The organism is Ferdinandcohnia jepli, assembly GCF_047246645.1.
Lineage (GTDB): Bacteria > Bacillota > Bacilli > Bacillales > Bacillaceae_L > Ferdinandcohnia.
The window spans coordinates 246,918-272,837 of record NZ_JBFOKR010000001.1; the positions used below are offsets into that span (position 1 = coordinate 246,918).

Annotated in this window: 29 protein-coding genes and 1 pseudogene; 19 read left to right on the forward strand and 11 right to left on the reverse strand. The window is 35.6% G+C overall.

Annotation, left to right across the window (positions count from 1 at the left end; genetic code table 11):
- The first annotated feature begins 360 nt into the window (after positions 1-360).
- Positions 361-1,026: a potassium channel family protein gene (locus AB3M96_RS01270; RefSeq protein WP_412965741.1), complete on the forward strand. Its 666-nt coding sequence runs from the start codon at positions 361-363 to the stop codon at positions 1,024-1,026.
- 39 nt (positions 1,027-1,065) lie between these two features.
- Here the strand turns inward: AB3M96_RS01270 and rnjA are convergent, their stop codons facing one another.
- From rnjA to def, 3 genes are all read right to left on the reverse strand, one after another.
- A complete protein-coding gene (gene rnjA, locus AB3M96_RS01275; RefSeq protein WP_412965742.1) occupies positions 1,066-2,733 on the reverse strand; it encodes a ribonuclease J1 in 1,668 nt (555 codons plus the stop codon).
- Between the two features lie 6 nt (positions 2,734-2,739).
- Positions 2,740-2,949, reverse strand: coding sequence for a DNA-dependent RNA polymerase subunit epsilon (locus AB3M96_RS01280; RefSeq protein ID WP_412965743.1), 210 nt, complete (start codon positions 2,947-2,949; stop codon positions 2,740-2,742).
- 554 nt (positions 2,950-3,503) lie between these two features.
- The gene (def, locus tag AB3M96_RS01285) at positions 3,504-4,058 is read right to left on the reverse strand and encodes a peptide deformylase (protein ID WP_412965744.1); all 555 of its coding nucleotides are present in this window, start codon (positions 4,056-4,058) and stop codon (positions 3,504-3,506) included.
- Between the two features lie 338 nt (positions 4,059-4,396).
- Here def and AB3M96_RS01290 point away from each other — a divergent pair, with 338 nt between their 5' ends.
- The 5 genes and pseudogenes from AB3M96_RS01290 to lpdA all read left to right on the forward strand — a co-directional run bounded on the left by AB3M96_RS01290 (position 4,397) and on the right by lpdA (position 10,611).
- Positions 4,397-5,065, forward strand: a complete 669-nt coding sequence (locus AB3M96_RS01290; RefSeq protein ID WP_412965745.1) for a YkyA family protein — start codon at positions 4,397-4,399, stop codon at positions 5,063-5,065.
- Between the two features lie 638 nt (positions 5,066-5,703).
- A pseudogene (gene pdhA / locus AB3M96_RS01295) lies at positions 5,704-6,812 on the forward strand (pyruvate dehydrogenase (acetyl-transferring) E1 component subunit alpha).
- A 3-nt stretch (positions 6,813-6,815) separates the two neighbouring features.
- Positions 6,816-7,793 carry an alpha-ketoacid dehydrogenase subunit beta gene (locus AB3M96_RS01300; RefSeq protein ID WP_412965746.1) on the forward strand — a complete coding sequence of 326 codons (978 nt, stop codon included), beginning with the start codon at positions 6,816-6,818 and terminating at the stop codon, positions 7,791-7,793.
- Positions 7,794-7,896: 103 nt separating this feature from the next.
- Positions 7,897-9,198 carry a dihydrolipoamide acetyltransferase family protein gene (locus tag AB3M96_RS01305; RefSeq protein WP_412965747.1) on the forward strand — a complete coding sequence of 434 codons (1,302 nt, stop codon included), beginning with the start codon at positions 7,897-7,899 and terminating at the stop codon, positions 9,196-9,198.
- A 3-nt stretch (positions 9,199-9,201) separates the two neighbouring features.
- Positions 9,202-10,611 carry a dihydrolipoyl dehydrogenase gene (lpdA, locus tag AB3M96_RS01310; protein WP_412965748.1) on the forward strand — a complete coding sequence of 470 codons (1,410 nt, stop codon included), beginning with the start codon at positions 9,202-9,204 and terminating at the stop codon, positions 10,609-10,611.
- A 182-nt stretch (positions 10,612-10,793) separates the two neighbouring features.
- Here lpdA and AB3M96_RS01315 read toward each other — a convergent pair whose 3' ends face one another.
- Positions 10,794-11,165 (reverse strand): small peptidoglycan-associated lipoprotein, encoded by a 372-nt coding sequence (locus tag AB3M96_RS01315; RefSeq protein ID WP_412965749.1) that lies wholly within the window; start codon positions 11,163-11,165, stop codon positions 10,794-10,796.
- A gap of 249 nt (positions 11,166-11,414) precedes the next feature.
- Here AB3M96_RS01315 and AB3M96_RS01320 point away from each other — a divergent pair, with 249 nt between their 5' ends.
- On the forward strand, positions 11,415-11,654 hold the full coding sequence (locus AB3M96_RS01320) for a hypothetical protein (protein ID WP_412965750.1): 240 nt from the start codon (positions 11,415-11,417) through the stop codon (positions 11,652-11,654).
- A gap of 203 nt (positions 11,655-11,857) precedes the next feature.
- On the opposite strand, the gene AB3M96_RS01325 is transcribed toward AB3M96_RS01320, so the two are convergent.
- Positions 11,858-12,286 carry a DUF1885 family protein gene (locus AB3M96_RS01325; RefSeq protein ID WP_412965751.1) on the reverse strand — a complete coding sequence of 143 codons (429 nt, stop codon included), beginning with the start codon at positions 12,284-12,286 and terminating at the stop codon, positions 11,858-11,860.
- A 167-nt stretch (positions 12,287-12,453) separates the two neighbouring features.
- Here AB3M96_RS01325 and AB3M96_RS01330 point away from each other — a divergent pair, with 167 nt between their 5' ends.
- Together AB3M96_RS01330 and AB3M96_RS01335 are read left to right on the forward strand one after the other, a co-directional pair.
- The gene (locus tag AB3M96_RS01330; RefSeq protein ID WP_412965752.1) at positions 12,454-12,753 is read left to right on the forward strand and encodes a DUF3055 domain-containing protein; all 300 of its coding nucleotides are present in this window, start codon (positions 12,454-12,456) and stop codon (positions 12,751-12,753) included.
- Between the two features lie 198 nt (positions 12,754-12,951).
- Complete coding sequence (locus AB3M96_RS01335; RefSeq protein WP_412965753.1) at positions 12,952-13,068, forward strand: GapA-binding peptide SR1P; 117 nt, start codon at positions 12,952-12,954, stop codon at positions 13,066-13,068.
- 46 nt (positions 13,069-13,114) lie between these two features.
- Here the strand turns inward: AB3M96_RS01335 and AB3M96_RS01340 are convergent, their stop codons facing one another.
- Positions 13,115-14,587, reverse strand: a complete 1,473-nt coding sequence (locus AB3M96_RS01340) for an aminotransferase class I/II-fold pyridoxal phosphate-dependent enzyme (protein ID WP_412965754.1) — start codon at positions 14,585-14,587, stop codon at positions 13,115-13,117.
- Positions 14,588-14,850: 263 nt separating this feature from the next.
- Between AB3M96_RS01340 and AB3M96_RS01345 the strand changes: the two genes are divergently transcribed.
- The 3 genes from AB3M96_RS01345 to AB3M96_RS01355 all read left to right on the forward strand — a co-directional run bounded on the left by AB3M96_RS01345 (position 14,851) and on the right by AB3M96_RS01355 (position 16,722).
- Positions 14,851-15,810, forward strand: coding sequence for an NAD(P)H-dependent flavin oxidoreductase (locus tag AB3M96_RS01345; RefSeq protein WP_412965755.1), 960 nt, complete (start codon positions 14,851-14,853; stop codon positions 15,808-15,810).
- A gap of 11 nt (positions 15,811-15,821) precedes the next feature.
- Positions 15,822-16,091: a UPF0223 family protein gene (locus tag AB3M96_RS01350; RefSeq protein ID WP_412965756.1), complete on the forward strand. Its 270-nt coding sequence runs from the start codon at positions 15,822-15,824 to the stop codon at positions 16,089-16,091.
- Between the two features lie 145 nt (positions 16,092-16,236).
- Complete coding sequence (locus AB3M96_RS01355) at positions 16,237-16,722, forward strand: BsuPI-related putative proteinase inhibitor (RefSeq protein WP_412965757.1); 486 nt, start codon at positions 16,237-16,239, stop codon at positions 16,720-16,722.
- 178 nt (positions 16,723-16,900) lie between these two features.
- Here AB3M96_RS01355 and AB3M96_RS01360 read toward each other — a convergent pair whose 3' ends face one another.
- Positions 16,901-17,536 carry a YktB family protein gene (locus tag AB3M96_RS01360; protein WP_412965758.1) on the reverse strand — a complete coding sequence of 212 codons (636 nt, stop codon included), beginning with the start codon at positions 17,534-17,536 and terminating at the stop codon, positions 16,901-16,903.
- A gap of 320 nt (positions 17,537-17,856) precedes the next feature.
- On the opposite strand from AB3M96_RS01360, the gene AB3M96_RS01365 reads away from it, so the two are divergent.
- Both AB3M96_RS01365 and AB3M96_RS01370 read left to right on the forward strand, forming a co-directional pair.
- Entirely contained in the window at positions 17,857-18,045 is a 189-nt protein-coding gene (locus AB3M96_RS01365; protein WP_412965759.1) for a hypothetical protein, read from the forward strand.
- Between the two features lie 188 nt (positions 18,046-18,233).
- Positions 18,234-19,028 carry an inositol monophosphatase family protein gene (locus AB3M96_RS01370; RefSeq protein ID WP_412965760.1) on the forward strand — a complete coding sequence of 265 codons (795 nt, stop codon included), beginning with the start codon at positions 18,234-18,236 and terminating at the stop codon, positions 19,026-19,028.
- A gap of 19 nt (positions 19,029-19,047) precedes the next feature.
- Here the strand turns inward: AB3M96_RS01370 and AB3M96_RS01375 are convergent, their stop codons facing one another.
- The gene (locus tag AB3M96_RS01375; protein WP_412965761.1) at positions 19,048-19,233 is read right to left on the reverse strand and encodes a YlaF family protein; all 186 of its coding nucleotides are present in this window, start codon (positions 19,231-19,233) and stop codon (positions 19,048-19,050) included.
- Between the two features lie 146 nt (positions 19,234-19,379).
- Here AB3M96_RS01375 and typA point away from each other — a divergent pair, with 146 nt between their 5' ends.
- The 3 genes from typA (at position 19,380) to AB3M96_RS01390 (ending at position 21,979) form a co-directional block, all read left to right on the forward strand.
- A complete protein-coding gene (gene typA, locus AB3M96_RS01380) occupies positions 19,380-21,218 on the forward strand; it encodes a translational GTPase TypA (protein ID WP_412965762.1) in 1,839 nt (612 codons plus the stop codon).
- Positions 21,219-21,388: 170 nt separating this feature from the next.
- Complete coding sequence (locus AB3M96_RS01385; protein WP_412965884.1) at positions 21,389-21,676, forward strand: YlaH-like family protein; 288 nt, start codon at positions 21,389-21,391, stop codon at positions 21,674-21,676.
- Positions 21,677-21,694: 18 nt separating this feature from the next.
- On the forward strand, positions 21,695-21,979 hold the full coding sequence (locus AB3M96_RS01390; RefSeq protein ID WP_412965763.1) for a hypothetical protein: 285 nt from the start codon (positions 21,695-21,697) through the stop codon (positions 21,977-21,979).
- Between the two features lie 108 nt (positions 21,980-22,087).
- Here AB3M96_RS01390 and AB3M96_RS01395 read toward each other — a convergent pair whose 3' ends face one another.
- Positions 22,088-22,291: a YlaI family protein gene (locus AB3M96_RS01395; protein ID WP_412965764.1), complete on the reverse strand. Its 204-nt coding sequence runs from the start codon at positions 22,289-22,291 to the stop codon at positions 22,088-22,090.
- 197 nt (positions 22,292-22,488) lie between these two features.
- On the opposite strand from AB3M96_RS01395, the gene AB3M96_RS01400 reads away from it, so the two are divergent.
- Complete coding sequence (locus AB3M96_RS01400; protein WP_412965765.1) at positions 22,489-22,944, forward strand: pyridoxamine 5'-phosphate oxidase family protein; 456 nt, start codon at positions 22,489-22,491, stop codon at positions 22,942-22,944.
- A gap of 45 nt (positions 22,945-22,989) precedes the next feature.
- Here AB3M96_RS01400 and AB3M96_RS01405 read toward each other — a convergent pair whose 3' ends face one another.
- Entirely contained in the window at positions 22,990-23,586 is a 597-nt protein-coding gene (locus tag AB3M96_RS01405; protein WP_412965766.1) for a YhcN/YlaJ family sporulation lipoprotein, read from the reverse strand.
- A 218-nt stretch (positions 23,587-23,804) separates the two neighbouring features.
- Between AB3M96_RS01405 and AB3M96_RS01410 the strand changes: the two genes are divergently transcribed.
- Complete coding sequence (locus AB3M96_RS01410; protein ID WP_412965767.1) at positions 23,805-25,133, forward strand: PhoH family protein; 1,329 nt, start codon at positions 23,805-23,807, stop codon at positions 25,131-25,133.
- 206 nt (positions 25,134-25,339) lie between these two features.
- Here AB3M96_RS01410 and AB3M96_RS01415 read toward each other — a convergent pair whose 3' ends face one another.
- Positions 25,340-25,837: a molybdopterin-binding protein gene (locus AB3M96_RS01415; protein WP_412965768.1), complete on the reverse strand. Its 498-nt coding sequence runs from the start codon at positions 25,835-25,837 to the stop codon at positions 25,340-25,342.
- Positions 25,838-25,920 lie beyond the last annotated feature (83 nt).

Below are 25,920 nucleotides of genomic sequence, written 5' to 3' on the forward strand. Positions count from 1 at the left end.
TTTTTTTTGTCATAGGAAAGTAGTGTTCCTATAATTTGTTACTTACCTATAGTAATCTAAGTCCAGATGCGGCGCCTAGTCAGTTTTACTACCTGATATACTCTTTGAGTATCTTGCGCAAAATCTAATCTTTTAAACAGCTCGAGGTCGCTTGGTCCTCCTGCGGCGGCAACACTAAGGAATACTTCCTGTGCATTAGCCTCGAAGGAAAAAAAAGCTTGAGCATCCTCGTCAGGGTATTGACGCACAGGACGTTCTAGTCCCGGCGTAGTGGCGGTATTTAGCGACGTTCCTCTGCTTGCGCTTTTGTTCTTATATGTTAAAATCAATTGTATCATCACACCTGATGGGGGAGTTTTTGTGAATAAAAAAGAGTTTGCAGTTATAGGGCTTGGCCGCTTTGGAGGGAGTATTTGCCGGGCTTTGAGTGAAGAAGGAATGGAAGTAATGGCAATGGACATTGACGAGGATAGGGTAAATGAATTCTCCACCATTGCATCACATGCAATCGTTGGTGATTCTACGGATGAATCCGTCCTTAAAAGTATAGGAATTCGAAACTTTGATCTCGTTATTGTGGCAATAGGGGATAATTTGAAGGCTAGTATCCTTACAACAATTATCTTAAAAGAATTAGGTGTCAAACAAATATGGGTAAAAGCACAAAATGATTATCATGAAAAAATCCTAAGTAAAATCGGGGCAGACCGAATTGTTCACCCTGAACGCGATATGGGAAAACGAATAGCTCATAATATAATCTCTAATAATGTATTGGATTATCTGGAATTATCTGATGAACACAGTATTATGGAGATTGTGGCAGGTTCAAAGATTGATGGAAAATCCTTAATAGAATTAGATGTCCGTGCAAAGTATGGAGTTAACATTGTTGCTATGAAAAGAGGAAAAGAAATCATTGTATCTCCTCAAGCAACGGAATTGATTCTAAAGGGAGATATCCTGATTATTATCGGAGCAGATACAGATATCATTCGTTTTGAGAAGAATCTTATTGAGGAATAAAAAAAAATGAGCCGTTGGGCTCATTTTTTTATTTTTTTATTATACTTCCATAATAATTGGTAATATCATTGGACGACGTTTTGTTTTTTCATAAAGGAAAGGAGCTAATGTATCAGTAATTTCATTTTTAATTTCTGACCATTGTGTTGTACGACGTTCCATAACTTTACTTAAGTGCTTTGTTATTAAACTTTGAGCATCATTAATTAAATCACCTGATTCACGCATATAAACGAATCCACGTGAAATTAAGTCAGGTCCTGCAGCAATTTTAAAGTCCTTCATATTTATGCTGACTACTACAATCACAAGGCCTTCCTCTGATAGAATACGACGATCGCGTAATACGATGTTACCGATATCGCCGACACCACTACCATCAATATAAACATTTCCAGAAGGAATTTTACCTGCGATAGAAGCCTCGTTTTCACTTAAAGCTAATACTTCACCATTGTCCATAATAAAACAATTTTCTTCTAGTACACCACAATCAATGGCTGTTTTGCTATGCATCTTTTGCATACGAAACTCTCCGTGAATTGGCATGAAATACTTAGGCTTTATTAATCGAAGCATTAATTTTTGTTCTTCTTGACCACCGTGTCCGGAAGTATGAATGTCGTTAAGTGGTCCAGAAATAACATCTGCTCCTGCTCTATAAAGCATATTAATCGTACGACTTACGCTCAATGTATTACCTGGGATTGGAGAAGATGAGAATACAACTGTATCTCCAGGATTAATCTGAATTTGACGATGTGTACCATTTGCAATCCTAGAAAGAGCTGCCATTGGCTCGCCTTGACTTCCTGTACAAAGGATAACGACTTTATTCGCAGGAAGGCGATTGATCTGATTCGCTTCAATAAACGTATCCTTTGGACATTGGATATAACCTAAATCATAACCAATAGTGATTGCAGATTCCATACTTCTACCAAATACTGCAACTTTTCGATCGTTTTGTACAGCAGCTTCTACAACTTGCTGAAGTCGATGGATATTCGATGCAAACGTAGCAAAGATAAGTCTACCATCTACCTTACGGAAAATATCTTGAATACTTTCACCTACACGGCGTTCAGACATTGTAAAATGCGGAATTTCACTATTTGTACTATCTGAAAGTAAACATAACACTCCGTCTTTTCCAATTTCAGCCATTTTTGTAAGGTTTGCAGGTTCTCCCACAGGTGTGAAATCGAATTTAAAATCACCTGTATGTACGATTTGCCCTGGAGGAGTTTTCACGACTATTCCATATGAATCAGGAATACTATGAGTTGTCCTGAAAAACGTGACAGAAGTCTTTCTAAATTTTATGATGTCATCTTCTTTTACTTCGATTAATTTTGCTTGACGTAATAGCCCGTGTTCCTCAAGCTTATTTTTTATTAGACCTAATGCAAGTTTTCCACCATATATCGGAACATTAATTTGTCTCAACAGGTAAGGTATTCCACCAATATGGTCTTCATGGCCATGAGTAATAAATAGTCCTTTAATCTTATCTTCGTTCTTTACTAGGTAGCTATAGTCTGGAATGACATAATCGATTCCTAATAGCTCATCTTCTGGAAACTTTATTCCAGCATCAATCAGGATGATTTCATCCTGAAACTGTACACCATAGGTGTTTTTCCCGATTTCCCCAAGTCCACCTAAGGCGAAAACAGCTGCTTGATCATTTTTTACAAATTTCATAATTCATCAATTCTCCAATACTTTGTAGTCTTCATTTTGTTTTTCATATTCTAAAAAGGCACCTTCTACCCGTTGAATATATTCAATGTTAATATTCCGTTCCTTTAGTTTTCTGCGAACATCAGCTTCAGAAACTCCGTTTACAAACACTGATTTTGTTTTTTCTCTTACAGGAACTTCATGAGCATGTTCTTGATAGTATACTTTATAAATCATTGCCAAATCTCTCCTTAATTTCCGAAAGTTAGAGTAACTTTTTCTATTATATAAAAATATAACATGTTTTTCATGTTTTTTCTTTCTTTTCCTAAATTATCTTGTCAAAATGTTACGGAAGAGGGCAAAGAAAGGGGATATTCACGATATAAATGTGGCCATAAATAATTAAGATTAACCCGTGGGTACGAATCCGTGCTTGAGATATAAGTTATATTTAGAAGCCCTTCTTACTTGAAGGGCTCTGAGTGATATTTTATATTAGCTTAACTCTACGCAATCGATTTCCTTTTTAAAAGATCCTGCCATTGCTTTACTAATTTTTCCCGCAACTTTTTAAGCATAATTATCATCTCCTTTTTTAAAAACCTTTAAACATCCTTGTCCAATTTTCAGCCTGTGTTATGTGTTAGTATTATATGAAATTACAGGGTTGTTTATCATGGGTATAAATGGAAGTTTTAAAGGAGATTGAAGAGGATAGGGTATTATAGTTACTTGCAAAATAAACTACCTGTACGATTACCATTGGTAATCGTACAATAGTATATTTATTATCTTTCGATTGGCAGAGCATCAGACGGTACTGTAAATGGATCATTTTCATCTATATGATCATAAAACATAATACCATTAAGGTGATCTATTTCGTGTTGGAAAACAATAGCTGGTAACCCTTCTAACTTAATCGTTATGTTTTCACCTTGGATTGTAGTTGCATTAACTTTTATTCTCGCATGTCTTAGTACTAGCCCTGGTACTGGCCGATCAACAGAGAGACAGCCTTCACCTGAGGTTAAATAGCTTTTTTCAATTGAATGGCTAATTATTTTTGGATTAAATAATGCATAGCTGTAAAGTTGGTCCTTTTCATCAGTTACATGGATAGCAATCATTCTTTTGGAAATCGCAATCTGAGGAGCTGCAAGACCAATACCTGGTCTAAGTCCATATTTTTCAGCAATCTCAGGCCTTTGACTGTTTTTTACATAATCAATCATACTCTGGAGTGTTTTTTTATCCTCTTCACTTGCCGGAAGAGTGATTTCAGATGCAACCATGCGTAAAGTAGGATGGCCTTCCCGTATAATGTCTTCCATTGTTATCATACTTATCACTTCCTACTGTTAGTTTGTATGCGTTTAGTCTAGCAAAGGCTTTATTATTTAGCTAATAGGAACGTATAACATACTTTTCTTAATCCATATGTGTGACAGCTCCTTTTCTTACTCTATGTCCTGTTGCGATGTTCTTGTAGAATATCCTGTGAGTCAACGCTGGAAATCAGCGAGATTTCTTTAAAAACATGTCATAAGTATCCCGTGTTCTAATTAGGGGACATGCACATATAGTTACTAGTACGTAATTTCAATAAAAATTTTTCTTGAAATTGTTATTAAATGTGAGCTGTATATAGTATATTGTATATATCTAAGGGGGAAATAAAGTGAAAAATAAATTAATGAAATTCTATATTTTAATTGTAACCATTAGTTTCCTATTGGTGGGGTGCATGGGAGGTCCTTCTCCTGAAGAACAAATATATGAAACCTTAGAAAAGGTTGTATCATTAGAAAAGAATTTTGAAGAACAACAAGCACCTTTGATTGAACTCGAGAAACAGGAAAGAAGCTTGTATGATGAAATCTTAGCACTAGGTATGAAGGAATTCGAAAAAATTGTTACACTGTCTGATGAAGCATTAGCTATTGTGGATCAACGTGAAGAGCGTCTAAATAGTGAAAATGAGAGTATTAAATCTTCAAAAGAGGAGTTTCAAAAAGTAGAACAACATATAGAAGAAATAAAAGATGAAAAAGTAAAAGAAGAAGCCAATGAATTAGTTTCTATTATGAATCAACGATATGAAAGTTATGGCGATTTATATTCTAATTACAATGAAGCAATAAAGCTTGACCGACAACTTTATGAGATGTTTAAAAATGAGAAATTAACCCTTGAGGAACTAGAAGCTCAAATTACTAGTATTAATGAAACGTATGAGAAGGTTGTTGCAGCTAACGATACATTTAACAGCCTAACCGAACAATACAATAAAGCAAAAGTTGGATTCTACGAGAGCGCTGGTTTAGAGGTTGTGTATAAAGAAGAATAAAAGTGGAAAAAGACTGTCTTCCAAGGCAGTCTTTTTTTATTTTTTATGGCTAGGAGTTGATATTATATTTAGGGCACTTCCTTATATTGAAAGGTTAATATATAGAACTGTAGTGATTTCTATAATACAGATGATTAAAAAATACTAATACAGGCTATCTATGTTGTAAGAATATCCCAATAAATAAAATAACGTGGACAAGTTGTAAAACAGTAAACAAACAATTTGACGTAACTAAATCGATGTTGTAAACTGAGTAATGTTATTGAAAAGTTGTATTAATTGTTTTTGTGAAATAGTTAATACAGATTTATTTAGACAGCAAAATATCTTTTTCAAAAAAGTATTTACATATTACCATCTTCGGAACATGTTCAAATAGATGAAAAATGTCTTTGAAAAGATATTTTTGGGTAACCTAAGGCTGTATGTTTTGTATCAACTTTATTCGCAGAGTTTTACTTCTAGTTGAGAGGTATTTTACATTTTAATTAAGAAGGTAAAATCCCATCAGAATAATGTTGAAGCCACCGGCAAATGCCTCAGATTTTTAGTAAAGATTAAATCTGGGGGTAGAAAAGCCAAGGTGTATTTGGTTAAATAATTGAAAAATTAGGGTTAGAAAGGAAGAGTACAGGATGGCTGAAAAAGCAAATGTCTTTGATTTACAAGGGCAACTTGAAAAGGTTGCTGAACAGTTTTCTACATTCCAGATTCTGAATGAAGAAGGAGAAGTAGTTAATGAAGCTGCAGTTCCAGCTTTAAGTGATGAGCAACTAAAAGAATTAATGAAAAGAATGGTTTATACACGTATTCTTGATCAAAGATCTATTTCATTAAATCGTCAAGGTCGTTTAGGATTCTATGCACCAACTGCTGGACAAGAAGCATCTCAAATTGCTTCACACTTTGCATTAGAAAAAGAAGATTTCATTCTACCTGGTTACCGTGACGTTCCACAACTTATTTGGCACGGATTACCACTATACCAAGCATTTTTATTTTCACGTGGTCACTTCCATGGTAACCAAGCGCCTGAAGGGGTAAACGTATTATCACCACAAATTATCATTGGTGCGCAATACATACAATGTGCTGGTGTTGCATTAGGTATGAAAAACGTGGAAGTAAATCAGTAGCTATTACTTATACAGGTGATGGTGGTACTTCACAAGGTGACTTCTATGAAGGAATTAACTTTGCAGGAGCTTTCAAAGCACCAGCTATCTTTATTGTGCAAAATAACCGTTTTGCTATTTCAACACCTGTTGAAAAGCAATCCGCTGCTAGTACATTAGCTCAAAAAGCTGTTGCTGCAGGTATTCCGGGTATACAAGTAGATGGAATGGATCCATTAGCAGTATATGTAGCTGTTAAAGAAGCGCGCGATCGTGCTGTAAACGGTGAAGGACCAACTTTAATTGAAACCTTAACATATCGTTATGGACCACATACAATGGCCGGCGATGATCCAACCAGATATCGTACTTCTGAACTTGATAACGAGTGGGAAAAGAAAGATCCACTAGTTCGTTTCCGTAAATACTTAGAAACTAAGGGTATTTGGAATGAAGAAGAGGAAAATAAAGTGATTGAAGAAGCGAAAGAAGATATTAAAAATGCAATTAAGAAAGCAGATGAAACTGCAAAACAAAAGGTAACTGACTTAATTTCATTTATGTACGAAGAACTACCTCTTAACTTACAAGAGCAGATGGAAATTTATAAAGCAAAGGAGTCGAAGTAAGCCATGGCGCAAATGACAATGATTCAAGCAATCACTGATGCGTTACGCACAGAGTTAAAAAATGACCCAAATGTCTTAGTATTTGGAGAAGACGTTGGTGTTAATGGTGGTGTATTCCGTGCGACAGAGGGACTACAAGCTGAATTTGGTGAAGATCGTGTATTTGATACACCATTAGCTGAATCAGGTATTGGTGGTCTTGCTGTGGGTCTTAGCTTACAAGGCTTCCGACCAGTACCAGAAATTCAATTCTTTGGTTTTGTGTATGAAGTAATGGACTCTATTAGTGGACAATTAGCACGTATGCGCTATCGTTCAGGTGGTCGCTATACTGCACCAGTAACAATTCGTTCCCCGTTTGGTGGTGGTGTACATACACCGGAACTTCATGCTGATAGCTTAGAAGGTTTAATGGCACAACAACCGGGTCTAAAGGTTGTTATTCCATCTACACCATATGATGCAAAAGGTCTATTAATCGCAGCAATTCGTGATAATGATCCTGTTGTTTTTCTTGAACACATGAAGTTGTATCGTTCATTCCGCCAAGAAGTGCCAGAAGGCGAGTACACAATCGAAATTGGTAAGGCTGAGGTTAAGCGCGAAGGTACAGATATCACTATGATTACTTATGGTGCGATGGTACATGAGTGCTTAAAAGCTGCAACTGAATTGGAAAAAGAGGGAGTTTCTGCAGAAGTAATTGACCTTCGAACAGTTAGTCCACTTGATATTCCAACGATTATTGCTTCGGTTGAGAAAACTGGTCGTGCGATGGTTGTACAAGAAGCTCAAAAACAAGCTGGAGTAGCTGCGAATGTAGTTGCAGAAATCAATGATCGAGCAATCCTTAGCTTGGAGGCACCAGTTTTGCGTGTCACTGCACCAGATACAGTATTTCCTTTCTCACAAGCTGAATCTGTATGGCTACCAAACTTTAAGGATGTAATTGAAACAGCTAAGAAAGTATTGAATTTTTAATATCCTTTAGTACTATACGTGGCGGAGGTGATATGCCTCCAAGAGCTACGTGATTTCGAGTAATTAATATAAGATAAAACACAATATGTAGGAGGCGAAAACCGTGGCATTTGAATTTAAGCTGCCAGATATCGGTGAAGGTATCCATGAGGGTGAAATCGTAAAATGGTTTGTAAAACCAGGCGATGAAGTAAATGAAGACGATGTACTTTGTGAGGTTCAAAATGATAAGGCTGTAGTTGAAATTCCTTCTCCTGTAAAAGGAAAGGTTTTAGATGTATTAGTAGAAGAAGGAACAGTTGCAATTGTTGGTGACACATTAATTAAATTTGATGCTCCTGGATATGAGGACATTAAGTTTAAAGGTGATGAATCCGACAACGCGCCAAAAGCCTCTGAAGCACCAAAAGCAGAACAAGAAACACAACCTGTTTCTACAAACCCGGAAGCAACTGCACCTGCAACAGAAGTTGATGAAAACCGTCGTGTAATCGCAATGCCTTCTGTACGTAAATATGCACGTGAAAAAGGTATTGATATTCGTAAAGTAGCTGGAAATGGAGATAACGGAAGAGTACTTAAATCTGATGTTGATGCATTCCTTTCTGGTGGAGCCCCAGCAGCAAAAGCTACTGAACAAGCACCTGTTGCAGCTAAGGAAGAAGCTAAAGCACCTGCTAAGCAAGCTATTCCTGCTGGTCAATATCCTGAAACTCGTGAAAAAATGAGTGGTATCCGTAAAGCTATTGCTAAAGCAATGGTTAACTCTAAGCACACAGCTCCTCATGTTACATTAATGGATGAAGTTGATGTTACTGAATTAGTAGCACACCGTAAGAAATTCAAAGGTGTTGCAGCTGATAAGGGAGTTAAGTTAACTTATCTTCCTTATGTAGTTAAAGCATTAACGTCTGCTTTACGTGAGTTCCCAGCTTTAAATACTTCACTAGATGATGCTACTGATGAAATCGTTCATAAGCATTATTACAATATCGGTATTGCAGCTGATACAGAAAAAGGTCTATTAGTACCAGTTGTTAAAGATGCTGACCGTAAGTCTATTTTTACGATTTCCAATGAAATTAACGAACTTGCTGGAAAAGCTCGTGATGGTAAACTTGCTCCTGATGAAATGAAGGGTGCATCTTGTACAATTACAAATATCGGTTCTGCTGGTGGTCAATGGTTTACTCCTGTTATTAATCATCCAGAAGTTGCAATTCTAGGAATTGGCCGAATTGCTGAAAAACCAGTAGTGCGCGATGGTGAAATCGTGGTTGCGCCGGTACTTGCATTATCATTAAGTTTTGATCACCGTATGATTGATGGAGCAACAGCACAAAACGCATTAAACCAAATTAAGCGTTTATTAAATGATCCACAATTATTACTAATGGAGGCGTAATAAATGGTAGTAGGAGATTTCCCAATTGAAACAGATACTCTCGTTATTGGGGCGGGACCTGGCGGATACGTTGCTGCAATTCGTGCAGCACAACTTGGACAAAAAGTAACAATCGTTGAAAAAGGCAATCTTGGAGGAGTATGTTTAAATGTTGGATGTATCCCTTCAAAAGCTTTAATTTCAGCCGGTCATAGATATGAACATGCATTACATTCAGAAGATATGGGGATTAAAGCTGAAAATGTAACAGTTGATTTTTCTAAGGTTCAAGAGTGGAAATCAACTGTTGTAAATAAATTAACAGGCGGAGTAGAAGGTCTTTTAAAAGGAAACAAAGTTGATATCGTTCGAGGCGAAGCATATTTTGTTGATAGCAACTCTATCCGTGTTATGAATGAGAACTCTGCTCAAACTTATACCTTTAAAAATGCTATTATTGCAACAGGTTCAAGACCAATTGAACTACCGACTTTTAAATATAGTAACCGAGTTCTAGATTCAACCGGTGCTTTAAATTTACCAGAAATCCCTAAAAAATTAGTGGTAATCGGTGGTGGTTACATCGGTACCGAACTAGGAAATGCTTATGCTAACTTTGGAACTCAGGTAACTATCCTTGAGGGTGCAGATGAAATCCTTGCTGGTTTTGAAAAGCAAATGTCATCGCTAGTAAGTCGTAACCTTAAGAAAAAAGGTGCGGAGATCTTTACAAAAGCACTTGCAAAAGGTGTGGAGGAAACTGAAAACGGAGTTACTGTAACGTTTGAAGCAAAAGGTGAAACAAAAACAGTTGAAGCTGACTATGTATTAGTAACTGTTGGTCGTCGTCCTAATACGGATGAGCTTGGACTTGAGCAAGTCGGAATTGAACTTACTGATCGTGGTATTATTAAAATCGACAAGCAATGCCGTACAAGTGTAAGTAATATCTATGCAATTGGCGATATAGTTCCTGGACCACCACTTGCACATAAAGCATCTTATGAAGCAAAAGTTGCAGCAGAGGCAATTGCTGGTCAGCCTGCAGAAATTGACTACCTTGGAATTCCAGCAGTAGTATTCACTGATCCAGAATTAGCTTCTGTTGGTTATACTGAAAAAGAAGCAAAAGAAGCAGGAATGGATGTAGCTACAGCTAAATTCCCATTTGGTGCAAACGGACGTGCTTTAGCGCTTAATAGTGCAGAAGGCTTCTTAAAACTAGTTACTCGTAAAGAGGATGGTTTAATTGTAGGAGCTCAAATTGCTGGACCAAGTGCATCTGATATGATTGCTGAATTAGGCCTTGCAATCGAAGCTGGTATGACTGCTGAAGATATTGCAATGACAATTCATGCTCACCCAACATTAGGGGAAATTTCAATGGAAGCTGCTGAAGTAGCAATCGGTAGCCCAATTCACATCGTTAAGTAATGATGATAAAAAAATCGCTATCCAACAGGATAGCGATTTTTGCTATAGAAAAGTAAAATTATTCATACCTAAGCATCTTTGTTAGCACGTCCTGTAGGTCAAATCTCGTCACTATATACGGGAAACCAGTTATTTTTAAAAATTATGGACTACACACTTGAACTTTTTTTGTACAAAAGGTATCATTTTGCGCTCGATAATGCATCATCAATCGGAACGATAATCTCATCCTTTTCCACAATACCCTCAATCTTTTTAATTACTTTATTTTGATGGACAATTAATAATGAAGGATATTCATCAATCTCATAATTTGTATACAGTCTACTGTCATTATATGAAATGATTTTCATATTGGCAATTTCAGTTGGATATTTGCTTCGTAATTCAAGTAAGGCATCATAATAATTACTTTCATTTCGAATATTTTCTTCATCGGAAAAAAAGATAAGTTGTTTTTCATCTGTTTCCATTATAGTTGGTTGTATGGGTTCTTTTGGAGAGCATGAAGAAAGAAGGAAAAAAGAAAGTACGAATAAAAGATATGCTTTCATTTCTATTATCACTCTTCCATTAAATTTATGTAAACTAGGTCTTATCATCTATTTTTATAATACAAATCACCTATTTTTAAAACCAAACTTATTTTATCATGTATTCTAAAAATTCTACTCAATGTCATCAATTTGTTACACAAATGAAAAATACAATCATGGGTTTTTGCATAAATATTACTAATTGAAAACTTCACTTAATATAGCTCAAATTTTTTGAAAATATAGGCAGGAAAAAGGGGAATATGAATGAGGTTATATGTGATTGTATTACTTCACTTTATGATATGGAGTGGATTTTCTATTGCAAAATGGCTCTCTCGATCAGATAGTATTGTAGCAAAAGGGATTCTTCTGCTTATCTGTTGTTATTTTGCTTTTTTATTAGCTACAAAAATTGGACTAACCAGGAAGCTTTCATTAAGTGTTACTGGATTATCTTTCTTTTGTTTTTTCCTTTTTGAACGGATATTTTGGACGTTTTATTAGTAGAACCACATCCTCAGATGTGGTTCTTAAGCACTAGCTCTCTGTATTGTTTTTAGGCTCCACCACTTATAACTTAATGTTCAATTTCTTTACTAGCATAGATGTTTCAAAGACATGAAAAGCTCTAAGTTATCTGTAAGAGTATTTGTAAAAGGGGATGGAATATTCAAATCGGGGAGGAAACAAAAAAAATAGCCGTTAGGCTATTTTCGTTTGTAAAAATACATTATTCTTCCGTTGAAAAGATGAAGTTCACCCTCTACTTTCTTCGCAAGATATTTACAAAATTCATTGGCTTTTCCTTTATCACCAAATGTTGAAACTTGGGGTAGTGTTACCTGTATATATGATTGCTCTCTCGTGCTGCCATCTTCATCTTCTATTTCTTCTGTACCTACTCCAACTACAATGGCATTATATACTGGGTCATCTGATTTTAAATATAGCCAGTTATTTACTGTATCAACTTCCTTTATTAAATAAGGAAAAGCAGCACTGCCATACTCCCATGATAGTTGTTGACCTGTTTTACTAGTAATCTCTTTATAATAGGTAAATAGGTCTTTTACTTCCTCAAGTGTAATGCTTTGGGATGTGGAAGCAGGTACAAGCTTTATGTATGCGTTTGCCAAACTGTTCACTCCTACTCATAGGCTATTCTTTTATTATCTCTTATTATTCTAGCACTTGTATTTATATACTGACAACAATGCTTTAGGAAAGTTTCTTGTCAAAGTGGGTAAATTAATTTATAATAAAATTCTGAATAGTAAAATTATTTTAAGTAGGGAGGAATGTTATGAACTTATTTGACAAATTATATGATGAAAATGAAAATGTCAAAGTTAGGTTTGTAGGCTTTGCAACAGAAGAAACAAGATATGATTTTGGAATTGTTTATACGAATATGTTTTTTGGTAAACCGCTAGTTATTTGTATGCAAACTGGTCGTTCTACCCTATTGGATTTAAAAGATCTTGATAATCTCGATTATCTTCGTAAGGTTTTCCGCATTGATACCACAGAACAGGCTTCAAATCTAGCAGACTTCTTCAGAGAAGCAATACCAATTATACCTTTTGAAACCCAATATGAATAAAAGCTTAATAAAAAGATCAGGTCGTAATTTGGTACGACCTGATCTTTTGTGTGCGTATCACTAAAAACAAAGTGTTATACAATTAACTATTGACTACACTAATGTGACATATTATTATAATATATAATATAACATAAAACGTTTTCAAAAGTATTTTAAGGCTGTTTTTCATTCATAATGGGGGAGGGGTTTTGAATAATGGGAACAATCATCTGTCAAACATGTAGTCAAACTATTGAGCATTTTGAGTATGAAAAGGTGACAACACTTTATTCAAAATGTGAAGAATGCGGCTGTAACCACGAAGAAAAGTAATTGATAAATAATAGTAAAAAAGCATGCAGTTATGCATGCTTCTTTTTTATTTTATTGCACGATGCTCTTTTATCACTCGCAAGTATTTTAGATCATAATCTTCTGGTCCCTGAACGGGAAGCCCCACTTCAATATTTTTCTCAATATAGGTTAAGTTTTCCTCAGTAATAATTTCACCCGGGATAAATATCGGGATACCGGGTGGATATACCATAATAAATTCAGCAATAATGCGTCCTGCAGATTCTTTAAAAGGTACTAATTCAGTTTCTGAGTAAAATGCGTCTCTAGGTGTTAAGGCAAGTACAGGTATATCTGGTAACAGTACATCTGGTACCTCTCTTGCCTCAGTTTGGTGTTCAACTTCATCAGCTAAGACAGCTAGTGCCTCTACTAATTTATCAGCTTCATTTTCAGTATCACCAGGTGTGAAAATACATAGGATGTTGTATAGGTCGGACATTTCAACCTCGATGTTGAATTTTTCACGTAACCACATTTCTACATCAAAGCCAGTCAACCCTAACTCTTTTACAGAAACAATCAGTTTTGTTGGGTCATAATCATAGGTAGCTTTAGTACCGAGTATTTCTTTACCAACACAATATAATTTATTAATTTGGTTGATTCTTTTCCTTGTTTTGTTGGCTAATTGTATCGTTTTTTCGATTAAGTCATGCCCTTCAGTAACAAGTCGTTTTCTAGCAACATCTAAAGAAGCTAGCAACAAATAGGAGGTAGATGTTGTAGTAAGCATACTTAAGATTGATTGTACACGCTTATATGATACTAAGCCATCCTTCACATTCAAGACGGAGCTTTGCGTCATAGAGCCTCCTAGTTTATGTACACTTGTAGCAGCCATATCGGCTCCAGCTTGCATTGCAGACATAGGAAGACCTTCGTGAAAATGAATATGCACTCCATGCGCTTCATCAACTAGTACTGGTACATTATGAGAGTGAGCAATATCGACAATCTTTTTTAGGTCGGCAGATATTCCAAAATAGGTTGGGTTGATAACTAATAAGCCTTTTGCGTCTGGATGTTGTTCAAGTGCTCTTTCAACTGAGTCGGTTGTTATTCCGTGAGATATCCCTAATTTTTTGTCGATTTCAGGATGAATAAAAATTGGGATTGCACCAGAGAAAACGATCGCAGACATGACTGATTTATGCACGTTTCGGGGTACAATGATTTTATCTCCAGGTCCGCAAACAGCCATAACCATAGTCATGATAGCACCGCTTGTCCCTTGGACGGAAAAAAATGTATGGTCAGCTCCGAAAGCATCGGCAGCAAGGTCTTGAGCTTGCTTAATAATTCCTTTTGGTTGATGCAAATCATCTAAAGGACCAATGTTAATTAGGTCAATAGACAGAGCATTATTACCAATAAAATTTCTGAATTCTGGATCTATACCAGTTCCTTTTTTATGACCAGGAATGTGAAATTGGATAGGATTTTTTTTAGCGTGTTGAATAAGACCAGTAAATAATGGTGTTTCATTTTGAGACAATTGATAATCACACCTCTTTAGAATAGTTAATTAAATATATGTAATCATAGATTCTTTTTGATACATAAAACAAATGCATTATAGCACTTCTAGAATCGTTTGCATAGAAATTATTTCTTTTCTTTTAAGGTGTCACATACTCGTAATATTAAACATATATCTGCAAGTTAATTTGTTTAGAAATACTAAGCAAACTCTTGTATCATTTAAATATAGTTATTCAATTGTTTTATAGCCAAAAGGAAGAGGAAGGTGGAATTGTGATGACATGGGAAACGAAAGTCTCTAATTTATTAGGTATTAAATATCCAATCATCCAAGGAGGTCTTGCATATTTAGCTTATTCAGACCTCGCAGCTGCAGTTTCAAATGCTGGTGGACTAGGACAGATTACAGCAATGTCTCTTGAGAGCCCTGAAGACCTCCGTGAGGAAATTAAAAAAGTAAGACTAAAAACAGATAAACCATTTGGTGTAAATTTTGCAATTGGGCAACACGGAAGACCCTATTCTCATATGCTTGATGTAGCAATTGAAGAGGAGGTCCCGGTAGTAACCATGACAGGTGGAAATCCAGCGCCTATTTTTGACCAACTAAAAGGGGTAAACATAAAAAAACTAGTTCTAGTTGCTGCTAGGAGACAGGCTGAAAAAGCTGAGGAACTAGGTGCTGATGCTGTAATGGTTGTTGGGCAAGAAGGTGGTGGACACCTGGGTAGACAGGACATAGGAACGATGGTGCTGATTCCACAGGTGGTTGATGCAGTCTCTATTCCTGTAATTGCTTCTGGAGGAATAGGCGACGGTAGAGGGTTAATGGCTGCCTTAAGTCTAGGTGCAGAAGGCATAGAAATGGGTACGCGATTCATTGCTACAAAGGAGTGCATACATGCACATAAAGTATATAAGGATGCATTGATTAAAGGAACTGAAAATGATACTGTTATCATTAAACGTTCATTGGGTGCACCTGCAAGAGCAATTTCAAATGAGTGGACGTCAAAAATCCTAGAGCTTGAGGAAAATAACAGCGGATATGAAGGGCTAAAAGGGTACATAAGCGGTGAAGCTAATAAGAAATATATTTATGATGGTCAGATAGACGCCGGCTTTGCATGGGCAGGTCAGGTAATGGGACTAATAAAAGATGAGCCTACAGTCTCAGAGCTTTTTGCAAGAGTTATTACAGAAGCGGAACAAATCCGGAAAAAGTGGAGTTTATAGAGGTGAATTAAATGGATTATCAATATCCGATATCGTATGAATGGAGTACAGAAGAGGTAGTAGATGTAATACGCTTCTTTGAAAATGTAGAAAAAGCGTATGAGAAAGGTATTGCAAAAGAACAACTAATGAGTGCATATAAGCGTTTTAAAGAAATTGTTCCAAGTAAATCTGAGGAAAAACAAGTGTGTGGTGAATTTGAGGAAACAAGCGGGTACTCTGCATATCGTGTTGTTCAAAAAGCAAAAACAAGTACAGACCAATCAATAGTAAAAATGTAGAAACTAAAAAGCCTAATCAACTTGATTTGGCTTTTTATATTGGCTGTTTTGCAAACTTTTATTTACAAAAGAGGACAATATTTGACAAAATTAAATATTTTTCTAAAATAAAGTATATACAGAAAAATGATTTGGATGTGATTATATGAAAAAGTTAGCAGTATTAACCCTTACGTTTAGTCTAACAGCCTCTCTTTTAGCATGTAGTAAGGATGATAATTCTGAAACAGCTAAGAAGGTAGAAGAAGAAACCAAAAATGAAAAGATTGAAATTGTAAAAGAGATAGAAGCCTCTGATCTATTCTCAAACCTCGAAGACATTTCAACAGAGACAGGAAAAAAAGTGTTTGTTTATGAAGTTGTAAATGACAGCGATAATACACTGGAAGTTCCATTTGAAAAAGATGGAGGCTTTGGATATGTTGTTCGTAATGAAAAAGGCGAAGAAATTGATGATATTACGTATACAAAAGATATCGTGGCAAATCGAGTTTTGGCACCAGGAGAATTTTTAACAACTCGAATCACTTTCTTTGGTCTGCCAGTAGGTAACTACGAATTAGAAGTATGGTTAGAGTCTTCGTTAGATGAAAACTATGCTAAAACAATTGAATTTGAAATGAAACGATAATTATTTTATATATAAAGGAAACGGTCACTAAGAAGTGATCGTTTCCTTTTTTGGTAATAAAAATGATATCCCTATTGTAAAAGTGATATTACATTAATCTAATATGTGTACCTTATTTATAATCCATAAGTACGAAAATAAGCCTTAAATTAGCGAATAATACTTGTTTTACTACAACTTACTTTGAACTTTTTTGTGCTAACTGATATAATGGAATTAACTTTCTGAAAGTTTCATCAATTGTTTGCAATAACTGCTCTGCCCCCATGTTAACTACTTCGTCTCGCTGTAAAGTAATACCACAAAGGATTTCAGCTTTTTTTACAGTCTGTAGTCTTATAAACAATTTCTCTAATTTCTCTTCATCTAACTCATTATGAGGTATAACATTTGGTTGCATGTGATCAGTTGACCATACAAATTTGTTAGGAACTTGACTTTTCACATCATCAATATGATCTATAAGCGTTTTACCAAATTCAGTTTTAATTGGAGCCTCATATATCACAGCAAACCAAACAAATAAGTGCGTATTCCACAAACCTATTTGGAAATGTGGCAGCATTTTATAACCACGATTGTTATTTGCAAAAGCAACCCACGTATCTTTTGGTGGATTAATCGTTCTCCTTGCATGTTTTGCAACATGTGGGAATATTTCATCTCCTGTTAAACTTGAAAGGGTTGGAGCAAAATATTGTCCCAAATCTTCGAGCTTAGGACGGACATTTGATATTAGAGCATTCATCCGATTTTCTAGTCCATCTATTGTAAAAACATCAAAATCTTCATTAGTAAATCCAGAAAAATTCATCTGTGTATCCTCCCGTTACTTTTCTTTTCATATTTTAACATAAATCGACAATACACACATAATGGAACGCTTTATACGATGGTGATGCATCAGACTGTAAGAGTCTAACTTTCCAATATGGTATGTAGCAATACTATTAGGTAGGGAAGACCAATATTAAGTTAAATAACAAGTCAATGAAGTTCACTTTTCAACTAAGAGCTCTTCCTAGGTAAACGCACATATTTGTTGCAATGCGAAAGCTGTGTCATAAGATAATAGTAACTTCAGAATGTAGCAATAAAGGTAAGTGATTTGAATTTGAAGAAAGGGGTGCGAAAATGAAACAGGTAATCAATACATTTAAGCGAAAAGACGGTGAAAAACGCTTAGCTGTGTTACGTTTAGAAGTAGACTACGAGTTGGCAACCCTTTATGATGCGATGATTGAAAATGATGAAATGAAAAAGAATGAATGTAAACAAAAACTAGAAAAGCTGAGACAGGAATTATTTAAATTAGAGGCATAAATACTCCTTAAAAAGCGGACCAATTTGGTTCGCTTTTAACTTAATTAGCAATAATACGTAAAACTTGCACCTACCATATAGGTAAAGTAAGATTTTATGTAATATAGTAATTTTAGGTATTGTTTCTCTAAAATGCCTAGTGGCTGTGCATACTATTTAGAGATTTTTATAAAGTGAGGTTTTTCTATATGAGTAATTGGGATGAAATAGATCAAAAAGCAAAAAAATGGATTAAGGAAGCCGGAGAGAGAATTAGAAATTCCTTTAAAATGGAATTAATAATTGAAACCAAATCAAATCCGGACGACCTCGTTACAAATATCGATAAGGAAACTGAAAGGTTTTTTATTGAAAACATTAACAACACTTTCCCTGGTCATCAAATTTTAGGTGAGGAAGGGTTTGGGGATAATATAGAATCATTGAAGGGTATTGTATGGATTATTGACCCTATTGATGGGACGATGAATTTTGTACATCAACAACGAAATTTTGCTATATCTGTAGCTGTATATGAAGATGGAGTAGGACAAATTGGTATTATTTATGATGTTGTTCATGATGAACTCTATCACGCCATAAAAGGGAAAGGGGCTTATTTTAATTCTACAAAGATAGAGCCTTTAAAAGATGTGACACTAAATCAGTCTATAGTAGGAATTAATGCTACTTGGATAACTGAAAATAAAAGGATTGATCCCAAAATCTTAATCCCAATTGTTAACGCTGCGCGGGGTACACGTTCCTACGGTTCTGCAGCACTTGAAATGGCTTATGTTGTTACTGGGAGAATTAATGCTTATATCACTATGAGACTTTCTCCTTGGGACTTTGCAGCCGGAGCAATATTAATAACAGAGGTTGGTGGCATTGTTACAACACTGGAAGGCGAACCATTACATTTATTAAAGGAAAACAGTGTGATATGTGCAAATGCAAATATACATAATGAAATATTTACCAATTATTTAAAGCGAAAATAAAAAAGCGTGAGAAAGCAGATTATAGTCTGCCTTTCTCGCGCATTTTTTTCTTTGTTGTAAAACCTAAACCAGTTACAATAATTACTGAAATTAGAGACAAAATAATACCTAACATACTTTTTTCTGCAATTGCTATCCCGATTGACATAATACAAAGAGCAGTTGCAACTGCAAAGAAGAGCATAGTAAGATTAAGGTTTTTCATAATAAAAGCTCCTTTCAAAACTATTTTACAGATAAATATGTATTATTTCTACTCTATGGTATATAATGTTTTAGTTATTTAGTTTTTTCGGAGTAAAAAAATGTAAAAAATCTAAATGGAATTTTGATTATAGGAGATGTGAAATAGTGACAACACGTAATGACTTACGAAATATAGCAATTATTGCCCACGTTGACCACGGTAAAACAACACTTGTTGATAAATTACTACATCAGTCTGGAACTTTTCGTTCAAATGAGCATGTAGAAGAACGTGCAATGGATTCTAATGATATCGAACGTGAACGTGGAATTACAATTCTTGCGAAAAATACAGCAATAAATTACAAAGATACACGTATTAATATTATGGATACACCAGGACACGCTGACTTTGGTGGAGAAGTAGAACGTATCATGAAAATGGTTGATGGCGTTTTATTAGTAGTCGATGCATATGAAGGGTGTATGCCGCAAACTCGTTTTGTGTTAAAGAAAGCTTTGGAGCAGAATCTAACACCAATCGTAGTTGTGAATAAAATTGACCGTGATTTTGCTCGCCCAGAAGAAGTTATCGACGAAGTAATTGATTTATTTATCGAACTAGATGCTTCTGAAGAACAACTTGAGTTCCCGGTTGTTTTTGCTTCAGCAATTAATGGTACGGCAAGTACTGATCCACATAAGCAGGATGACAATATGGAAGCGTTGTTTGATGCAATCATCGAGAATATCCCTGCACCTATTGATAATAGTGATGAACCACTTCAATTTCAGGTTGCATTGCTTGATTACAATGATTATGTTGGAAGAATTGGAATTGGCCGCGTATTCCGTGGAACAATGCAGGTTGGTCAGCAAGTTGCATTAATGAAAAATGATGGCAGTGTAAAGCAATTCAGAGTAACAAAGATATTCGGTTTCACTGGACTTAAGCGTGTTGAGATCCAAGAGGCGAAAGCTGGGGATTTAGTTGCGGTTTCCGGAATGGAAGACATAAACGTAGGGGAAACTGTATGTCCTGTTGAGCATCAAGAGGCATTACCAGTTCTTCGAATTGATGAGCCAACTTTACAAATGACTTTCCTTGTTAATAACAGTCCATTTGCTGGAAGAGAGGGTAAATACGTAACTTCTCGTAAAATAGAGGAACGTCTACGCGCCCAACTTCAAACTGATGTAAGCTTACGAGTTGAAAATACAGAATCACCAGATGCCTGGATTGTTTCTGGTCGTGGAGAGCTTCATTTATCTATTCTTATTGAAAATATGCGTCGTGAAGGTTATGAACTACAAGTTTCAAAACCAGAGGTTATTGTTAGAGAAATTGATGGCGTTCGTTGCGAACCGGTTGAACGAGTTCAAATTGATGTTCCTGAAGAACATACAGGTGCAATTATGGAATCCATTGGCGCTCGTAAGGGTGAAATGGTCGATATGATTAACAATGGAAATGGCCAAGTAAGATTAATCTTTATGGTTCCTGCTAGAGGATTAATTGGATATACAACTGAATTCCTTACATTAACAAGAGGGTTTGGAATTATTAACCATACTTTTGATAGCTACCAGCCTATGGCTGCAGGTCAAGTAGGTGGCCGACGTCAAGGTGTTCTTGTTTCAATGGAAAGTGGCAAGGCGAGTCAATATGGTATTATGGGTGTTGAAGACCGAGGTACAATCTTTGTAGAACCAGGAACAGAGGTTTATGAAGGTATGATCGTAGGGGAACATACCCGTGAAAATGATCTTACAGTAAATATTGTAAAGATGAAACAAATGACTAATATGCGTTCAGCAAATAAAGACCAAACAACGACTATGAAAAAACCGCGAATTATGTCACTAGAAGAATCACTTGAGTACTTAAATGATGATGAATACTGTGAAGTTACGCCAGAATCAATTCGTTTACGTAAAAAGATTCTTGACAAAAATGAGCGAGAAAAATCGGCAAAACGTAAAAAACTTGCTGAAGTAAAATAAGGTTATAAAATCTTTCTTTAGCGTCTTGTTCGTCGAACAGGCGCTTTTTTTGTTTTATGGGATATAAATTACGAACACAAAGAAATTAAAACTTGTAAAACCTTGTCCCTTTCTGGTACTTTAATGAAAGGAGAAAGGGATAGGAGGGTGTTTATATGCGAATTGAGGATATGTGGCCTGTAGCAAAAACAATTTATAGTTCTACAACTATTCCAGTTGGATCAAATATTTTATATGTCATTATTTTATTGTTAACAATCGCTGTATTTAAGCTTGGCTTTGCGAAGAAACTGCCAATTTTAAAAAGCTTGGTTGTATATCTTTTTCTAGCTCTTGGCTGTACTGTATTGACTTTATTAGCTGCTTTTCTGCCAATTCCAGAATCGCTGGCAATAGCTGTTCTTATTTTAGCCATTTATAAGATTAGACTTTATCAATCAAAGAGAAAAGAAGCTTAAGAATAAGGGGGTAATGGTATGAAGTCATTACAGGATGCAATTTATAACTGGTTAACTATAAAGGTTGTAGTGGATGCTAGACCGGACGATACAGCCGCTTTAGATACGGTAAGTCTGTTTGAAGATATTTTAGTCAATGAATTTAAGGTGGAAGATCTTATTGTAAATAAAGATGACGTCATGTATCTTGTTACCTATAAAATTGATGGGGAAGAAAAAAACGCAAGGTTTCCAGTTGAATTAATCGATGTAATGCATGATCAAATACAAAAGAACCCAGAAAGATATAGGAACTATGAGTAAAAGCCGAGCTAAGCTCGGCTTTTCTGTTTGTTTTTTAACTTTCACTTGTCTGACATACTGATTCATCTTGGCGGAACAGATGAATGTTTTTAAGAAATTCCTATTAACTTACCACCAGTCATCTTCAGTTTTCTTCTTACGATATAATTTGAATTTGTTTGTCGCTATTCGCTCTTTTGTCCTTACCTCAATACGATCATGGCACTCATTACACATGTATGTATGAATCGGTCTATTTCGTAATCTTTTGGCAAGACTTGATTCATCTATGATGTCTTCAATTTTATCGCATATTACACATTTTACTTTCATTCTATGTACCCCTCTACGTGTGAAAAACATTTTTATAAGTGCTTCAATTTTAGTAATACATAAATATAGTTAATTATAAAGTAAATTTACACTTTATTATACAACAATAAGTAGTTTACTGACAAAGTTTGTCTTTTTTGTTTTAACTCATGGAGCAAAAAGGTATGATAGATATATCTATTAATGGAGGTGTACATATGGCAAATCGTGTTGAGTTAAGTCTAGTACAACCATTGTTCGAATCCTTGCAGAAGGAACGTTTTGTCACGATTGCTTCAATTGATTTTGAAACAAGTGGTCCTAATGTAACTGCAATCTCCTGGGTGTATGCTCCGAGTGAAGGGGTGATTACCTTTGCTATTGATACGAGGTCACGAATCGTCCAGAATATTCAACATAACCCCTTAGTGGTAATGACGATGTTTGCGAATGAGTCAACATATGCTATTAGCGGTAATGCAAGGGTTAAGAAAGAGAAGCTAGAAAATGTTCCATTACAATTAACTTTGATAGAAGTGACGATTAATGAGGTTCGTGATGTTATGTTTTATGGTTCGAAAATATCAATTGAGCCTAAGTATGAAAAGACATATGATGAAGCTGCGGCAGCAAAATTAGATAATCAAGTAATGGAAGCTATGAGGAATGCGTAAAAATATCAAAAGAGCATTGGGAAAAATTCTCAATGCTCTTTATTATTAATTTTTCTTGTTATTTGATTGGTCCTGCTGTTCGTTTTCAAGTTTCTTCTGTTCTTTTTGGTTAAGTTGCTTATCATTGTTTTCAGTAGGCTCAGTATTTTGATTATCGATTATATCACTTGGTACATCAGGAATAACCCTTCCAACTATTTGTGCCAGTTCATCTAAGATCCCAGTAATTGGTCTTCCATCTTGAATTTCTTTTCCCATTTGACGTAAACGTTCAACGGTGTCTGCATCAGCTATTACAACGGCATTGGCACCATAAGGGTCATGCTGTAAGCTTTCAGCAACAGAGTATTTAATTGTTTCTACTCTTGAACGATCTAATTTAGCATTTACGTCAATTCCAACTACCGCAAAATTACCTAAAACAACTGCAGTGGCATCATTCACATTTGGTATACCTGAAGCTAGTTCAACGAGATGACTTGCAATCTCTTGCCCAGTTTTTCTGTCGACATGTTCATCTACTGTGTTTTTAACCTGTATGCGACTTTCGTCTCTCTTTTCTCCAGCGTTATTATTTGTAAATCCACATCCTGTTAGTGTGAGAATTAGTCCTGAGAACAGTAGTAAATATAAAAGCCTCACGATTTTTGCCTCCCATCGTTCACTGTGTTTTCTTTTTTTATTGTTTATTTATCCTTCTATCTTTATGCATGTATACATATATTTTTATCAACGGTCCGTCCTGAAAGAGCAGATAAAGGATTGACTTCATATTATAAATAAAACACTGTTCTCGAAGTGCGGGTACCTGTTTCACTCCTAAAACAAAAATAGAACTCACTTGAGTAGGAGGCGTGATTTTGGGGAAAGTTTATGTATTAGACACGAATGTACTGTTGCAAGATCCGAGAGCAATATTTTCATTTGAAGATAACGAGGTTGTCATCCCAGCTGTTGTTTTAGAAGAGGTTGACTCCAAAAAACGTTATATGGATGAAATAGGTAGAAATGCTAGGCAGGTCTCAAAGCTCATCGACAATCTTAGGCAAAATGGAAAACTTCACGAAAAAATACAACTAGAAAATGGCGGCATATTAAGGATTGAATTAAATCATAGATCCTTTCATCAATTACAAGAAATTTTTGTTGAAAAAACGAATGATAATCGTATATTAGCGGTTGCTAAAAATTTGTCCTTGGAGGAACAGACAAAAGAAAATGGTAGGCCGGTTATTCTAGTTAGTAAAGATGCGCTAGTTCGGGTAAAGGCAGATGCACTAGGTCTACAAGCTGAAGATTTCCTGAGTGATCGGGTTGTAGAGGTTGACCATATATATACTGGGTTTCTTGAAATTTATATCAACCGATCACTTTTAGACCTTTTCTATGAAAAAGGAGAACTTCATGTAACTGAACTAGTAAATCATCCTTTTTATCCGAATCAATTTGTTGTCTTGAAAGATGCCTTAGGAGGAAAATCATCGGCAATCGGTATTATTGATAAGACAGGGAAAATAGTAAAAAAATTAGTGTTTTCACATGATCATATTTGGGGCATAAAACCAAGGAATGTACAACAGACAATGGCGTTTGAACTTCTCCTAAGAGATGATATACCATTAGTAACTCTTGTAGGTAAAGCGGGTACAGGTAAGACTCTATTGGCTCTCGCTGCTGGCCTAATGCAGACAGAGGACTTAGGTCGTTATAAAAAATTGTTAGTTGCAAGGCCAATTGTTCCGGTAGGAAAAGATATTGGGTTCTTACCTGGTGAAAAGCAAGAAAAACTAAGGCCATGGATGCAGCCTATTTATGATAATCTAGAATATTTATTTAATGTGAAAAAACCTGGAGAATTAGATGCAATTTTAGCAGGAATGGGATCAATTGAAGTTGAAGCGCTGACTTATATTCGAGGGCGAAGTATACCTGAACAATTTATTATCATTGACGAAGCGCAAAACCTAACAAAGCATGAAGTTAAAACGATATTAACCAGGGTTGGAGAAAAAAGTAAAATTGTCTTTATGGGTGACACAGAACAGATCGACCATCCATATTTAGATGAATATAACAATGGCCTCACATATGTAATTGAAAAGTTTAAGGATCAGAAGATTGCAGGTCATATTCGCCTGATTAAGGGGGAAAGATCAGGATTAGCTCAACTAGCGGCAGATATCCTATAACAAATGAACAGTGTTTTGGGGTATAACAGCAAGAAGAATGTATACAGAGTTAAAAGAAATGATGGTAGAGAGCAAGTAAGGGTACAGAATTGGGTGCCTGTCACTGACAAAAAATTTCTAAAAGCTGTATTGTGATTAACAGTTAATGCATACGAGTAACTCATATAGAATATAGCGTCGGGTGACAGGCACCGAAAAACACCGTTTTACTCAATAATTAACTTCAGTATATTTTTTATTGGATTATTTCGATTGGATCCATCTCCGAAATAAAAATGGACAGGTCCGTCTTCAAGTAGAGGCTTACCTTCGATAGAAAAACCGAGAATCGCATCATATGCATTTGATAAAGGAATTGATGTTTTTTGATTTTCCTGAACAATTGTAAGTATTTGTGCTTCTTTCTCTGGATCAGCATTCTTTAGAAAATCTCGAAGTGGAATGCCGAAAGTTCCAGTTAGGACTTTTTCTTTTTCAAATTTTCTTTCTGTTTTTAACGTTGGAGGAAAAACAGCTCCTTCACGAATCTCTCTGTCCCACTGATGAGAAACTGCTTTTGTATATTCTGCTAATTCATTATCATCAGTTTTTTCGGTATCGAAATATGTAAGCAAGTCTACTCGGCGGTCATCAAATATCCAAACGCCAGGATCAAGGGTAATCTTATATTTCGTCTTGCCTTCGATCATAATAATTGATTCCATATATTTATCAATCCTTTCTCTTACTATTATAGAGCACATATTACTCAATAGAAAGTAATTAAATTATTGCCTATCTCGTTCTA